Annotated in this window: 13 protein-coding genes; 10 read left to right on the forward strand and 3 right to left on the reverse strand. The window is 63.6% G+C overall.

Annotated features, from left to right (window positions below):
• Window positions 1-47 precede the first annotated feature (47 nt).
• Together QQ992_RS05325 and gap are read right to left on the reverse strand one after the other, a co-directional pair.
• Window positions 48-560 carry an RNA polymerase sigma factor gene (locus tag QQ992_RS05325; RefSeq protein ID WP_105946900.1) on the reverse strand — a complete coding sequence of 171 codons (513 nt, stop codon included), beginning with the start codon at window positions 558-560 and terminating at the stop codon, window positions 48-50.
• A 392-nt stretch (window positions 561-952) separates the two neighbouring features.
• Window positions 953-1,954 (reverse strand): type I glyceraldehyde-3-phosphate dehydrogenase, encoded by a 1,002-nt coding sequence (gene gap, locus QQ992_RS05330; RefSeq protein WP_016713093.1) that lies wholly within the window; start codon window positions 1,952-1,954, stop codon window positions 953-955.
• Window positions 1,955-2,218: 264 nt separating this feature from the next.
• Here gap and edd point away from each other — a divergent pair, with 264 nt between their 5' ends.
• The 10 genes from edd (at window position 2,219) to QQ992_RS05380 (ending at window position 14,112) form a co-directional block, all read left to right on the forward strand.
• The gene (gene edd, locus QQ992_RS05335) at window positions 2,219-4,045 is read left to right on the forward strand and encodes a phosphogluconate dehydratase (RefSeq protein ID WP_016713092.1); all 1,827 of its coding nucleotides are present in this window, start codon (window positions 2,219-2,221) and stop codon (window positions 4,043-4,045) included.
• The gene (locus QQ992_RS05340) at window positions 4,042-5,001 is read left to right on the forward strand and encodes a glucokinase (protein ID WP_286112498.1); all 960 of its coding nucleotides are present in this window, start codon (window positions 4,042-4,044) and stop codon (window positions 4,999-5,001) included. Before edd ends, QQ992_RS05340 begins: the two co-directional genes overlap by 4 nt.
• A gap of 70 nt (window positions 5,002-5,071) precedes the next feature.
• Window positions 5,072-5,797: a two-component system response regulator GltR gene (gltR, locus tag QQ992_RS05345; protein WP_119371179.1), complete on the forward strand. Its 726-nt coding sequence runs from the start codon at window positions 5,072-5,074 to the stop codon at window positions 5,795-5,797.
• Entirely contained in the window at window positions 5,778-7,232 is a 1,455-nt protein-coding gene (locus QQ992_RS05350) for an ATP-binding protein (protein WP_286112500.1), read from the forward strand. Before gltR ends, QQ992_RS05350 begins: the two co-directional genes overlap by 20 nt.
• 145 nt (window positions 7,233-7,377) lie before the next feature.
• On the forward strand, window positions 7,378-8,664 hold the full coding sequence (locus QQ992_RS05355; RefSeq protein WP_286112501.1) for an ABC transporter substrate-binding protein: 1,287 nt from the start codon (window positions 7,378-7,380) through the stop codon (window positions 8,662-8,664).
• A 186-nt stretch (window positions 8,665-8,850) separates the two neighbouring features.
• Window positions 8,851-9,759, forward strand: a complete 909-nt coding sequence (locus QQ992_RS05360) for a carbohydrate ABC transporter permease (RefSeq protein ID WP_119371177.1) — start codon at window positions 8,851-8,853, stop codon at window positions 9,757-9,759.
• On the forward strand, window positions 9,752-10,597 hold the full coding sequence (locus QQ992_RS05365; RefSeq protein ID WP_286112502.1) for a carbohydrate ABC transporter permease: 846 nt from the start codon (window positions 9,752-9,754) through the stop codon (window positions 10,595-10,597). The genes QQ992_RS05360 and QQ992_RS05365 overlap by 8 nt, the downstream gene beginning before the upstream one ends.
• Before the next feature lie 3 nt (window positions 10,598-10,600).
• Entirely contained in the window at window positions 10,601-11,755 is a 1,155-nt protein-coding gene (locus QQ992_RS05370) for an ABC transporter ATP-binding protein (protein ID WP_286112504.1), read from the forward strand.
• 41 nt (window positions 11,756-11,796) lie between these two features.
• A complete protein-coding gene (locus tag QQ992_RS05375) occupies window positions 11,797-13,140 on the forward strand; it encodes a carbohydrate porin (protein WP_286112505.1) in 1,344 nt (447 codons plus the stop codon).
• Between the two features lie 117 nt (window positions 13,141-13,257).
• Entirely contained in the window at window positions 13,258-14,112 is an 855-nt protein-coding gene (locus QQ992_RS05380; RefSeq protein WP_286112506.1) for a D-hexose-6-phosphate mutarotase, read from the forward strand.
• Here QQ992_RS05380 and hexR read toward each other — a convergent pair.
• Entirely contained in the window at window positions 14,105-14,968 is an 864-nt protein-coding gene (gene hexR / locus QQ992_RS05385) for a DNA-binding transcriptional regulator HexR (RefSeq protein WP_169774905.1), read from the reverse strand. The genes QQ992_RS05380 and hexR overlap by 8 nt on opposite strands.
• Window positions 14,969-15,141 lie beyond the last annotated feature (173 nt).

A 15,141-nucleotide genomic window follows, 5' to 3' on the forward strand; every position in this document is an offset into this window, starting at 1 on the left:
GGCGGGGTGTGGCAAGGGCTTTGCGTAACCGCCGGGCAGCGGTCGGCTCACTTGAGGCGGTCGGCGACACCCATGCAGATCGCCATGATCAGTTTCAGCTCCTTCTGCACCGTGCTGGGCGACACATTCAGCTGTTCGGCGATTTCCAGGTAGGTGGCGCCATGCAGCCGGCTGAGAATGAAGATGCGCTGCTGGCGCTCGCTCAACTGGTTGAGGCTGATGCTGAGTTGCTTGAGCAGTTGCTCGGCATGGGCGGCGTCCTCGCTGCTGGTGGCGGGGGCAGCCACACTGTGCAGAACCTCGTCGGGCACGTCGTCGACCAGCATCCGTGCCTGCACCCGGCGTGCGCGCAGATGGTCCAGTGCCAGGTTGCGCGCGGTCTGGAACACGAACGGCTCGATATGCTCGATGGGCCGCTCGCCCAAGGCGCGGGACACCCGCAGGTAGGTTTCCTGCAGCAGGTCTTCGGCCGTGCTGGGGTTGCCGACCATGCGTTGCAGGGTGCGCAGCAGGGTAAGGCGCTGGACGAGGAAGACGGAGTTGAACCGGGACTGACTCACGGGGGGACCTGGTCGACGAAAGGTTAATGATAATGCTTATCATCTATGCCGAAGGTCAAGTGTGGAAGTGTTAGGAAAAGGTAAAGATTGTGAGTGGGTGGGCGGGATGTTTGTGCTTGCCGCAGCAATTTTAGCGCCTGTGAGATCGAGCGCCGCCCGCGCGGCGCATCGCGAGCAAGCTCGCTCCTACATTTGTTCCGGGCCAGTAAAGCCTGTGCCAGCGCGCGCGACCGCCTTGTTTGTACGACGCGATGTCGAGCCATGCGCCAAGGCGTTCGCGCGCAAATCCCACAGGAGACACTGGCCCGAAACAAATGTAGGAGCGAGCTTGCTCGCGATGCGCCGCGCGGGCGGCGCTCGATCTAACAGGCGCTGCAAACGCCGTGGCATGCTCAACGGGCCCGGCACAACGCCAGGCAGTTATCCAGCATCCGGTTGCTGAACCCCCACTCATTGTCATACCACGCCAGCACCTTGAGCATGCGCCCGTTGGCACGGGTATGGTTGGCATCGAAAATGGACGACAGCGGGTTGTGGTTGAAATCGCAGGAAACCAACGGCAAGGCGTTGTAGCCCAATACCCTGGAATGCTTGCTGGCTTCAAGGAACAGCTGGTTGACCTGCTCGGCCGTGGCCTCGCGTTTGAGGTTGACGGTGAGGTCCACCAGCGACACGTTGATCACCGGCACCCGCACCGCCATGCCGGTCAGCTTGCCGGCCAGCTCCGGCAGTACCAGGCCCACGGCTTCGGCGGCGCCGGTCTTGCTCGGGATCATCGACTGGGTGGCCGAGCGGGCGCGGTACGGGTCGCTGTGGTACACGTCGGTCAGCACCTGGTCGTTGGTGTAGGCGTGAATCGTGGTCATCAGGCCTTGCTCGATGCCGAACTCGCGGTGCAGCACCTGGGCAATCGGCGCCAGGCAGTTTGTGGTGCAGGAGGCGTTGGAAATGACCTGGTGCGAAGCACGCAGGATGTCATGGTTGACCCCGTACACCACGGTGGCATCGGCACCCTTGGCCGGCGCCGAAACAATCACCTTGCCAGCCCCTGCGGCCAGGTGTGCAGCGGCCTTGGCACGGTCGGTGAACAGCCCGGTGCATTCGAACACCACGTCGATCGCCTCGGCCTTCCAGGGCAGTTCGGCCGGGTTGCGGATGGCACTGACCGCGATACGGTCACCATTGACCGTGAGGCTTTCATGGTCGGCCTCGACGGTGGCGTCGAAGGTGCCGTGCACGCTGTCGTACTTGAGCAGGTGGGCATTCATGGCGCTGTCGCCCAGGTCGTTGATGGCGACGACCTGCAGGTCCTGGCGGTAGCCTTGGGTATACAGTGCGCGCAGGACGTTGCGCCCGATGCGGCCGAATCCATTGATGGCGATGCGTAGGGTCATGGCAGTACCTCTGGCAGTCCGAGTGAAACCTGTGGCAAAAAGGAGCTTCACTGAAACGGTTTTGTTGTTGGAATTACAAGATTATTCACTGGCCGATAGAAAACAAGCCTTTTTAGTGGCAGTATTTTGTTTAAACATACAACGAGTGGTCGGGCGATGTGCCTCCACCGATGCAGCGGGCTCCTTACCTTGAGCCTAGGCCGCAATCGTTTGGAGGGGAAATGCCTGGTAAACCGCCCTTACAATTAGCCTGGAGTCCAGTACATGCATCCGCGCATCCTTGAGGTCACCCAACGGCTGGTCGAACGCAGCCGTGCCACCCGCGAACGCTACCTGCAGCTGATTCGCGGTGCGGCCAGTGAAGGCCCCATGCGCGCCAGCCTGCAGTGCGCGAACTTCGCCCACGGCGTGGCCGGTTGCGGCAGTGAGGACAAACAGACCCTGCGCCTGATGAACGCGGCCAACGTGGCCATCGTCTCGGCCTACAACGACATGTTGTCCGCCCACCAGCCGTACCTGCACTTCCCTGAGCAAATCAAGCAGGCCCTGCGCGAGGTTGGCTCGGTCGGCCAGTTTGCCGGTGGCGTGCCGGCCATGTGCGACGGCGTGACCCAGGGCGAGCCAGGCATGGAGCTGGCCATCGCCAGCCGCGAAGTCATCGCCATGTCCACTGCGGTAGCGCTGTCGCACAACATGTTCGACGCCGCGCTCATGCTGGGCATCTGCGACAAGATCGTCCCCGGCCTGATGATGGGGGCGCTGCGCTTCGGCCACCTGCCGACCATCTTCGTCCCTGGCGGGCCGATGGTGTCCGGCATCTCCAACAAGCAGAAGGCCGACGTGCGTCAGCGCTATGCCGAAGGCAAGGCCAGCCGCGAAGAGCTGCTGGAGTCGGAGATGAACTCCTACCACAGCCCTGGCACCTGCACGTTCTACGGCACCGCCAACACCAACCAGCTGGTGATGGAGGTGATGGGCCTGCACCTGCCGGGTGCTTCGTTCGTCAACCCGTACACGCCGCTGCGCGATGCCCTTACCGCCGAGGCCGCGCAGCAGGTCACGCGCATGACCAAGGCCAGCGGCAGCTTCATGCCGCTGGGCGAAATCGTCGACGAGAAGGCGCTGGTCAACTCCATCGTTGCCCTGCACGCCACGGGCGGCTCGACCAACCACACCCTGCACATCCCGGCGATTGCCCAGGCGGCAGGCATCCAGCTGACCTGGCAGGACATGGCCGATCTCTCCGAAGTGGTGCCGACCCTGTCGCACGTCTACCCCAACGGCAAGGCCGACATCAACCACTTCCAGGCCGCTGGCGGTATGGCCTTCCTGATCCGCGAGCTGCTCGATGCCGGGCTGCTGCACGAGGACGTCAACACCGTGGCCGGCCATGGCCTGCGCCGCTACACCCAGGAGCCGTTCCTCGACAATGGCAAGCTGGTGTGGCGCGAAGGGCCACAGCAGAGCCTGGACGAAACCATCCTGCGCCCGGTGGCGCGGCCGTTCTCGGCCGAAGGTGGCCTGCGGGTGATGGAAGGCAACCTGGGCCGTGGTGTGATGAAGGTGTCTGCCGTGGCACCTGAGCACCAGGTGGTCGAGGCGCCGGCGCGGGTGTTCCACGATCAACAGTCGCTGGCCGACGCGTTCAAGGCCGGTGAGCTGGAGCGTGACTTTGTAGCGGTGGTGCGTTTCCAGGGCCCGCGTTGCAACGGCATGCCAGAACTGCACAAGCTCACGCCGTTCCTCGGTGTGTTGCAGGACCGTGGCTTCAAGGTGGCGCTGGTCACCGACGGGCGCATGTCCGGTGCCTCGGGCAAGATCCCGGCGGCGATCCACGTATGCCCCGAAGCCTATGATGGCGGCCCGCTGGCGCGGGTGCGCGATGGTGATATCGTGCGGGTCGACGGTGTCGAAGGCACGTTGCGGGTGATGGTATCGGCCGAAGAACTGGCCAGCCGCGACCTGCCGCCAGCGCCTCAGGGCAACGACCTGGGTTGCGGGCGTGAGCTGTTCGGCTTCATGCGCATGGCGTTCAGCCCGGCAGAGCAGGGCGCAAGCGCCTTCACCTCGGCCCTGGAGAACCTCAAATGAAGGACCTGCTGGTTGGCGACATCGGCGGCACCAATGCCCGTTTTGCATTGTGGCGTGACAACCAGCTGCATGAAGTGAAGGTGTTTGCCACGGCGGACTACACCAGCCCGGAGCAGGCCATCGAAGCCTACCTGCAAGGCCAGGGCATCGCCCGCGGCGGCCTGGCGGCGGTGTGCCTGGCCGTGGCCGGGCCGGTCGATGGCGACGAATTTCGCTTCACCAACAACCACTGGCGCCTGAGCCGCGCGGCCTTCTGCAAGACCTTGCAGGTCGAGCGGCTGTTGCTGATCAACGATTTCACGGCCATGGCGCTGGGCATGACCCGCCTGCGCGAGGGCGAGTTCCGCGAAGTGTGCCCAGGCCAGGCGGACCCGTCGCGGCCGGCGCTGGTGATCGGGCCGGGCACAGGCCTGGGCGTGGGGTCGCTGCTGCGCCTTGGCGAACAGCACTGGCAGGCCTTGCCGGGGGAGGGTGGGCATGTCGACCTGCCGGTTGGCAATGCCCGTGAAGCGGCGATCCATCAGCAAATCCATGGCCAGATTGGTCATGTCAGCGCTGAAACCGTACTCAGTGGTGGCGGCCTGGTGCGCCTGTATCAGGCAATCTGCGCGCTGGACGGCGACACACCCAGGCACACAACCCCCGCGCAGGTCACCGATGCCGCGCTGGGCGGTGAACCGCAGGGGCTGGCGGTGGTCGAGCAATTTTGCAGGTTTCTTGGGCGTGTGGCGGGTAACAATGTGCTGACGCTGGGTGCGCGGGGTGGGGTTTATATTGTTGGCGGTGTGATCCCGCGCTTTGCCGAGTTGTTTTTGCGCAGTGGGTTTGCGGCGAGTTTTGCCGACAAGGGTTGCATGAGTGGCTACTTTGCCGGGGTCCCGGTGTGGCTGGTGACAGCGGAGTTTTCCGGGTTGCTGGGGGCCGGGGTGGCCTTGCAGCAAGCGCTGGATCACTGACAGGGGCCGCAAAGCGGCCCCTGTAAAAACAGGCAACAAAGACCTGTAACCAACAAGAGGAAGGACCACCTTGAGCACTGCCGGCAAATCGATCCTGATGGTCGACGACGACCAGGAAATCCGTGAATTGCTGCAAACCTACCTGAGCCGTTCAGGCTTCCAGGTGCATGCCGAAGCCGACGGCAAGGGCTTTCGCCATGCGTTGGAAACCACGCCCTGCGATCTGGTCATCCTCGACGTCATGCTCCCTGACGAAGACGGCTTCAGCCTGTGCCGCTGGGTACGCCAGCACCCGCGTCAGGCGCGGGTGCCGATCATCATGCTGACGGCCAGCTCCGATGAAACCGACCGGGTCATTGGCCTGGAGCTGGGCGCCGACGACTACCTGGGCAAACCCTTCAGCCCTCGCGAACTGCAAGCGCGAATCAAGGCCCTGCTGCGCCGCGCCGAATTCGGCACGGCGGCACCCGGCAATGCCGTGCTGGCCTTCGATGACTGGCGCCTGGACACGGTCAGCCACCGGCTGTTCCATCGCGACGGCGAAGAGGTGATTCTGTCGGGCGCCGACTTTGCCCTGCTCAAGCTGTTCCTCGACCACCCGCAGCAGATTCTCGACCGCGACACCATCGGCAATGCCACCCGTGGCCGCGAGCCCATGCCGCTGGACCGCATTGTCGACATGGCGGTCAGCCGCCTGCGTCAGCGCCTGCGCGATACCGAAAAACCACCCCGGCTGATCCGCACGGTGCGCGGCAGCGGCTACCTGCTGGCGACGCATGTCTGCAATGCGCCCTGAGCGGCGCTGGCGCTTGCTGCCGCGTTCGCTGCTGGGGCGCATGCTGCTGCTGACCCTGTTGGTGGTGCTGCTGGCCCAGGGCCTGTCGAGCATCATCTGGGTGGCCCAGCTGCGTGCCAGCCAGTTGCAGGGCCTGCGTGCCAGCGCCAGCAGCCTGGCCCACTCGATGAGCGCCAGTGTCAGTTACTTCCGCTCGCTGCCGGTGGCCTACCGGCCCATGGTGCTCGACCAGTTGCGCAGCATGGGGGGGACGCGCTTTTTCGTGTCACTCAACGCCAAACCCCTGGATATGCCGGTGCTGCCCGTTACCCCGCGCAAGCAGGCGGTGATCGATGTGTTCCAGCAGGTGCTGCATGAGCGCCTGGGTTCGCAGATGGACATTTCCGTGGAATTCGTCGGGCCCGATGACCTGCGCATCTTCAACAGCGGCCTGAAGCTCGACGAGCTGCCACGTTCCTGGGCGCATTACTCGTTGACCCTGGAACCGCTCAACCCGCCGGTGCTGGTAACGCAGATCCGCCTGGGCGAGGGCGAGTGGCTGTACATCGCCTCGCTGCTGCCCGAACCCTACACCAGCCTTGAGGCCGAACGCCTGCCTCGCCAGCAGATCGGCTTCATCGTGCTCACCACGGCCTTGCTGTTGCTGTTCATCGGCTTGCTGGTGCACTGGCAAAGCTGGCCGCTCAAGCGCCTGGCGCGGGCCGCGCGGGAGATGTCGCTGGGCGCCGATGTGGCGCCGGTGGCTGAAGGCGGTGGCAGCGAGGTGGTCGAGGTGGGCCGGGCGTTCAACAGCATGCGCGAGCGCATCAGCCGCTACCTGACGGAGCGCAGCCAGCTGTTCAGCGCCATTTCCCATGACCTGCGCACCCCGATTACGCGCCTGCGCCTGCGCGTCGAACTGCTGGAGGACGAACACTTGCAGGCCAAGTTCAGCCAGGACCTGGATGAACTGGAACTGCTGGTCAAAGGCGCCTTGCAGTGCGTGAAAGACACCGACATCCACGAAAACATCGAGCCGGTGGACCTCAACCAGGTGCTGGAAATCCTGGCCGAGCCCTACCTGCGCGATGGCCGTATCACGGTTGAAGGCCGCGCGCTGGCACCATACCCCGGCAAGCCGCTGGCGCTGCGCCGCTGCATCGGCAACCTGATCGACAACGCCATCAAGTACGGCGAGCGGGCACAGTTGCGTATCATCGACAGTGCCGAGGGGTTTGTGCTGCAGGTGGACGATCAGGGGCCGGGGGTGCCGCAGCAGCAGCTGGAGCAGGTGTTCGAGCCGCATTTCCGTCTGGCCGCGCAGCAGCAGGGTTATGGGCTGGGGCTGGGGATTGCCCGCAACATCGCCCACAGCCATGGGGGTGAGGTGAGCCTGCTGAACCTGAGGGAGGGTGGTTTGCGGGTGACCTTGTATCTGCCGCGTGGCATGGAGTGAGTCTGTGTGTGGCGTGTGCCGGCAATGTAACCAAACGATGACATTCACGCATCGCTTCGTTACCTGGCGAAGTGGGCAGTCTGTTTAGACTTCAAGCAACGCAAGCGCTCGACTTGCACGGCATAACAACAAGAAAGGTGCTTCGATGAATTCCACGCTCCGGCTCGCTGCCGCAATCTCCCTGGCTTCCCTACTCCCGCTCAGTGCCCAGGCTGCCGAACCCAAAGGCAGTGTCGAGGTCGTGCATTGGTGGACTTCGGGTGGTGAAAAAGCCGCTGCCGATGTGCTCAAGGCCCAGGTCGAAAAAGACGGCTTTACGTGGAAAGATGGCGCCGTCGCGGGTGGTGGCGGTGCCACGGCCATGACTGTGCTCAAGAGCCGCGCCGTGGCCGGCAACCCACCAGGCGTGGCACAGATCAAAGGGCCTGACATCCAGGACTGGGCGGCCACCGGCTTGCTCGATGGCGATGTGCTCAAGGATGTGGCCAAGGCCGAACAGTGGGACACACTGCTCGACAAGAAAGTCGCCGACACCGTGAAGTACGACGGTGACTACGTCGCCGTACCGGTAAACATCCACCGTACCAACTGGCTGTGGATCAACCCGGAAGTCTTCAAGAAAGCCGGTATCGACAAGGCGCCCACCACCCTCGACGAATTCTACGCCACCGCCGACAAACTCAAGGCTGCCGGCTTCATCCCGCTCGCCCATGGCGGCCAGCCGTGGCAGGACAGCACCGTGTTCGAAAGCGTGGTGCTGTCGGTAATGGGTACCGAAGGCTACAAGAAGGCCATGGTCGACCTCGACAGCGCCGCGCTGACCGGCCCGGACATGGTCAAGGCGCTGACCGAGCTGAAAAAGGTCGCCACCTACATGGACCCGGACGGCAAAGGCCAGGACTGGAACCTGGAAGCGGCCAAGGTCATCAACGGCAAGGCCGGCATGCAGATCATGGGTGACTGGGCCAAGAGCGAGTGGACCCTGGCGAAGAAAACCGCCGGCAAGGATTACCAGTGCGTGCCGTTCCCCGGCACCGAAAAGGCCTTCCTCTACAACATCGATTCGCTGGTGGTGTTCAAGCAGAACAACCCCGGCACGGCTGCCGGCCAGCAGGACATTGCCCGCAAGGTGCTGGGCGAGGACTTCCAGAAGGTCTTCAGCACCAACAAAGGGTCGATCCCGGTGCGCAACGACATGCTGGCCGACATGGGCAAATATGGCTTTGATGCCTGCGCGCAGGCGTCTGCCAAAGACTTCCTGGCGGATGCCAAAACCGGCGGCCTGCAGCCAAGCATGGCGCACAACATGGCCACCACGCTGGCCGTGCAGGGTGCGTTCTTCGATGTGGTGACCAACTACATCAACGACCCCAAGGCCGACCCGGCCGATGCGGCGAAGAAACTGGCGGCGGCGATCAAGGCTGCCCAATAAAGGCTGATGCGATCTTCGTTGTAGGAGCGGCCTTGTGTCGCGATGGGCTGCGTAGCAGCCCCAAAACCTGCGCACTCGATCTTTCAGGTAGGTGTTGACCTTGGGTCCGTTGGGGCTGCTGCGCAGCCCATCGCGACACAAGGCCGCTCCTACAGAATGCGTGCGCCAGTGCCCTTCAGGTGACCTATGACCACAACTACCGCCCGACTGCGGGCCTCGCCCCTGGACGCGCTTCAGCGCTGGCTGCCCAAACTGGTATTGGCACCCAGCATGTTCATCGTCCTGGTGGGCTTCTACGGCTATATCCTCTGGACCTTCGTGCTGTCCTTCACCACCTCGACCTTCCTGCCCACCTACAAATGGGCCGGCCTGGCGCAATACGCCCGGCTGTTCGACAACGACCGCTGGTGGGTAGCCAGCAAGAACCTGCTGCTGTTCGGTGGCCTGTTCATCGCCATCAGCCTGGCCATCGGTGTGTTGCTGGCAGTGCTGCTGGACCAGCGCATTCGCCGCGAAGGCTTCATCCGCACCATTTACCTCTACCCCATGGCGCTGTCGATGATCGTCACCGGCACCGCCTGGAAGTGGCTGCTCAACCCCGGCATGGGCCTGGACAAGCTGCTGCGCGACTGGGGCTGGGAGGGCTTCCGACTGGACTGGCTGATCGACCCCGACCGGGTCGTGTACTGCCTGGTGATCGCGGCCGTGTGGCAGGCCTCGGGCTTCATCATGGCGATGTTCCTGGCCGGCCTGCGCGGTGTCGACCCTTCGATCATCCGCGCGGCGCAAATGGATGGCGCCAGCATGCCGCGCATCTACTGGACCGTGGTGCTGCCCAGCCTGCGCCCGGTGTTTTTCAGTGCGCTGATGATCCTTTCGCACATTGCCATCAAAAGCTTCGACCTGGTGGCGGCGATGACCGCTGGCGGCCCGGGTTACTCATCCGACCTGCCTGCGATGTTCATGTACGCGTTCACCTTCAGCCGCGGCCAGATGGGCATGGGCTCGGCCAGTGCCATTCTCATGCTCGGGGCGATCCTGGCGATCCTCGTGCCTTACCTGTACTCGGAGCTGCGGAGCAAACGCCATGCATAGCTCTGTCGAAAAGCCCGTGCTCAGCATGAGCCGTATCGCCATCCATGCGGTGCTGCTGCTGGCCGTGGCGCTGTACCTGGTGCCGCTGGTGGTGATGCTGCTGACCAGCTTCAAGACCCCGGAAGACATCAGCACCGGCAACTTGCTGAGTTGGCCGCAGGTGATGACCGGCATTGGCTGGGTCAAGGCCTGGGGCACGGTCAGCGGTTACTTCTGGAACTCGATCATGATCACTGTGCCCGCAGTGCTGATTTCCACCACCATCGGCGCGCTGAACGGCTATGTGCTGTCGATGTGGCGCTTTCGCGGCTCGCAGCTGTTCTTCGGCCTGCTGCTGTTCGGCTGCTTCCTGCCGTTCCAGACCGTGCTGCTGCCGGCCTCGTTCACCCTCGGCAAGCTCGGCCTGGCCAGCACTACCGGCGGCCTGGTGCTGGTGCATGTGGTCTATGGCCTGGCCTTCACCACGCTGTTCTTCCGCAACTTCTACGTGAGCATTCCCGATGCGCTGGTCAAGGCAGCACGCCTGGACGGTGCCGGCTTCTTCACCATTTTCCGCCGCATCATCCTGCCGATGTCCACGCCCATCATCATGGTCTGCCTGATCTGGCAGTTCACCCAGATCTGGAATGACTTCCTGTTCGGTGTGGTGTTCTCCAGTGGCGACTCGCAACCGATCACCGTGGCCCTGAACAACCTGGTCAACACCAGCACCGGGGCCAAGGAATACAACGTCGACATGGCGGCGGCGATGATCGCCGGCCTGCCAACCCTGCTGGTCTATGTGGTGGCAGGCAAATATTTCGTGCGCGGGCTGACGGCCGGCGCGGTCAAGGGGTAAGCCATGGCAACGCTCGAACTTCGCAATGTGAACAAGACCTACGGCAGTGGCCTGCCGGACACCCTCAAGGACATCCAGCTGTCGATCAGAGATGGCGAGTTCCTGATCCTGGTCGGCCCCTCGGGCTGCGGCAAGTCAACCTTGATGAACTGCATTGCCGGCCTGGAGCAGATCACTGCCGGTGCGATTCTCATCGACGAGCAGGACGTCAGCGGCATGAGCCCCAAGGACCGCGACATCGCCATGGTGTTCCAGTCCTACGCGTTGTACCCGACCATGAGCGTGCGCGAGAACATCGAGTTTGGCCTGAAAATCCGCAAGCTGCCCCAGGCCGCCATCGACGAAGAGGTGGCGCGGGTGGCCAAGCTGCTGCAGATCGAGCACCTGCTGGCGCGCAAGCCGGCGCAGCTGTCCGGTGGCCAGCAGCAACGGGTAGCCATGGGGCGGGCGCTGGCGCGGCGGCCGAAGATCTACCTGTTCGACGAACCGCTGTCCAACCTCGATGCCAAGCTGCGGGTCGAGATGCGCACCGAAATGAAGCTGATGCACCAGCGCCTGAAAACCACCACCGTGTACGTCACCCATGACCAGATCGAGGCCATGACCCTGGGCGACAAGGTGGCGGTGATGAAGGACGGCATCATCCAGCAGTTCGGCACCCCGCAGCAGATCTACAACGACCCGGCCAACCAGTTTGTCGCCAGTTTCATCGGTTCGCCGCCAATGAACTTCATTCCGGTGCGCCTCACGCAGCAGGAGGGGCGCTTGTTGGCCGTGCTCGACAGCGGCCAGGCACGCTGCGAGCTGCCCTTGGGCGTAGCCGGTGACGAACTGGAGGGCCGCGAGATCATCCTCGGCGTCCGCCCCGAGCAGATTGCCTTGGGCACGGTCGAGGGCAACGGCCTGCCGGGCATTCGTGCCGAGGTGCAGGTAACCGAGCCCACCGGGCCGGACCTGCTGGTGTTCGTCACCCTCAACCAGACCAAGGTGTGCTGCCGCCTGGCGCCCGATGTGGCGTGCCGGGTGGGGGACACCCTCAACCTGCAATTCGACCCGGCCCGGGTGCTGCTGTTCGATGCCGGCACGGGCGCGCGCCTGCACCCGGCCAGCCCAGGCGCAGCGGTAAAGGACAACGTGGCTCACTTCAAAGGCCGTTGACTCGTCTACACCATCAATAAGAAAAAAGAGGACGCAAAGGGATGGAACAGCGCAAACGCATCAGGACATTGGGCTCGCTGGCTTTGCTCGCCGTTGTCGGCAGCAGCGGCGCGCAGGCTGCCGAGGCCTTTTCCAGCGAATCGAAATGGATGACCGGCGACTGGGGCGGCACCCGCACCGAGCTGCTGGAGAAGGGCTACGACTTCACCCTCGACTACGTCGGCGAGGTGGCCGGCAACCTGAATGGCGGCTACAACGACGACAAGACGGCCCGCTACAGCGACCAGTTTGCCCTTGGCGCACACCTGGACTTGCAAAAGATCCTTGGCTGGCACGATGCCGAGTTCAAGCTGGCGATCACCGAGCGCAGTGGCCGTAACCTGTCCAACGACCGCATCAGCGACCCGCGCGCCGGGCAGTTCAGTTCGGTGCAAGAGGTGTGGGGCCGTGGCCAGACCTGGCGCCTGACCCAGATGTGGATCAAGCAGAAGTACTTCGACGGCGCCCTGGATGTGAAATTCGGCCGCTTCGGGGAGGGCGAGGACTTCAACAGCTTCCCCTGCGACTTCCAGAACCTGGCCTTCTGCGGCTCGCAGGTGGGCAACTGGGTGGGCGGCATCTGGTACAACTGGCCGGTCAGCCAGTGGGCGCTGCGGGTGAAATACAACATCACCCCGGAATTTTTCGTGCAGGTCGGCGCCTTCGAGCAGAACCCCTCCAACCTGGAAACCGGCAACGGCTTCAAGCTCAGCGGCAGCGGTACCAAGGGCGCGATCCTGCCGGTAGAGGCGGTGTGGTCACCCAAGGTCAACGGCCTGCCGGGCGAGTACCGCCTGGGGTACTACTACAGCACGGCCAAGGCCGACGATGTGTTCGACGACGTCAACGGCAACCCGCAGGCGTTGAGCGGCGAGGCCTTCAAGTCGCACTCCAGCAAGCATGGCTGGTGGGTGGTGGCGCAGCAGCAGGTCACTGCACAGGCGGGTGACGTCAACCGTGGCCTTAGCCTGTTCGCCAACTTCACCGTGCACGACAAGGCCACCAACGTGGTCGACAACTACCAGCAGGTGGGGCTGGTCTACAAAGGCGCCTTCGATGCCCGGCCCAAGGATGACATCGGCTTCGGCGTGGCGCGTATTCATGTGAATGACGACGTGAAGAAGCGTGCCGAACTGCTCAATGCCCAGAGCGGTATCAGCGATTACGACAACCCAGGCTTCGTGCCGGTGCAGCGCACCGAGTACAACGCCGAGCTCTATTACGGCTTCCACGTCACCAACTGGCTGACCGTGCGGCCCAACCTGCAGTACATCAAGAGCCCTGGCGGGGTGGACGAGGTGGACAACGCGCTGGTCGCAGGTTTGAAGATTCAGTCGTCATTCTGAGGGCAATTGTTGTAAATTTACGCCAATCCCTTTTCGGTTCCCGGCACCCACTGGCCTGTAGTGGGTGTCGGGGATAGGCCGAGACAGCGCTATCTCAAACAACAAGAGCTCTGAACCATGCCCGAACATCCGCTCCATCGCTTCTTTTCCTCGCAGCGGCCCAGGCCGACATTCGAGTGGGAGCGTTACCAGCAGCGCGATGTGCTGATCATCGATCACCCCCGTTGCCAGGCGGTATTCAGTCGCCAGGGCGCGCAACTGCTGCACTTTCAGCCAGCGGGTGAACGCCCTTGGCTGTGGTGCGCCGAGCAGTGGCCGCAGGTGGGGGCGATCCGTGGTGGCGTGCCGGTGTGCTGGCCGTGGTATGGCCGCCACCCCAGCGAGGACTTGTGGCCAGCCCATGGCTGGGCACGGTTGCTGGACTGGAAGCTGGTGGACAGCCGCGAGGACGAGGAGGGCGTGACCCTGAAGTGGCGGCTGGACCTGTGTGACTGGCAGGTAGACCTGCATGCCCGGCTGGGTAACCGCATGGAACTGAGCCTGAGCACCGAGCATCAGGACAGCGAACCCTGCCAGTTGAGCCATGCGCTGCTGGCCTACTGGCGCATCAGCGACGTGTCCGAGATAGCGCTATCCGGGCTTGAGGACATCGAAGGTTACGACCGCTTGAACCGCCAGGCCTGCCGAGAAGATGGCGCGCTGAAGCTCAAGGGGGGCTGCCAGAAGGTCTACCCCGGCACACCGCGTGTGCAGCTGCAGGACCCGGCCTGGCAGCGTGAGCTATGCATCGATACGGGTGACAGCGACGACACCGTGGTCTGGCACCCGGGCAACCGCCCGTTGATGGGCGTGACCGGTCGCGAGACTCAGCATTTTGTTTGCGTCGAGGCGGCCAGCGGCAGTGGCGAGGGCCTGAGCCTGGCGCCGGGGCAGCGTGCCCACCTGCGCTTGCAGGCGCACCGGCTCAGTTGAGTTCGTCGTCCTCGATCGGGTAGCGGCTGGCGTTCAGGCTTTCCTTGATCTTGCGCAGGTGTGGCTGGAAGTCCACGCCGCGGCGCAAGGTCATGCCGGTGGCCAGCACATCGAGCACCGTCAGCTGGATGATTCGCGAAGTCATCGGCATGTAGATGTCGGTGTCTTCCGGCAGCGGAATGTGCAGGCTCAGGCTGCAGGCGTTGGCCAGTGGCGAGCCGGCAGCGGTCAGGCCCAGTACCGAGGCGCCGTTTTCACGGGCCAGGCGGGCCACTTCGACCAGTTCGCGGGTGCGCCCGGTGTAGGAAATGATCACGAACAGGTCGCCGGTGTGCGCCACCGAGGCCAGCATGCGCTGCATCAGCACGTCAGCATGGGCCGACACGGCCAGGTTGAAGCGGAAGAACTTGTGCTGCGCATCCAGGGCTACCGGCGCCGAGGCGCCCAGGCCGAAGAAGTGGATCTGCCGGGCCTGGATCATCATGTCCACGGCGCGGCTGACCTGTTGCGGGTCCAGTTGCTGGCAGGCGCTGTCGAGCGAGGCGATGGCACTGGCGAAGATCTTCTGGGTGTAGGCGGCCGGGTCATCGTCGGCCTCTACTGCGCGGCTGACATAGGCGGCGCCGCTGGCCAGGCTCTGCGCCAGTTGCAGCTTCAGTTCAGGGTAGCCGCTGACACCGAACGAGCGGCAAAAGCGGTTGACGGTCGGTTCGCTGACCTTGGCCGCCTGGGCCAGCGCAGCAATGCTGAAGCGGGTGGCTTGTTGCGGGTTGAGCAGGATGACTTCGGCGACTTTGCGTTCGGCCTTGTTCAGCTCGTCGAGGCGTCCCTGGATCTGCTCCAGGAGGTTTCGCACGCGGTCCATGGGTGTGTCCTTGGGTCGGGAAGACAGCCGGCTGTGGAAGCAGCAGGCTTTTTGCACGGTCGTCTATCGTACTGTCGGCGCGGTTGGCGTACCACTTGTCTGTAACACTTGTGTGTAATGTTGTGGTTTTTACTACATTATCCCTTGAAAACCGCATGTGAAAG

The organism is Pseudomonas kurunegalensis (genome assembly GCF_030291635.1).
In the GTDB taxonomy this organism is placed as follows: domain Bacteria; phylum Pseudomonadota; class Gammaproteobacteria; order Pseudomonadales; family Pseudomonadaceae; genus Aquipseudomonas; species Aquipseudomonas monteilii.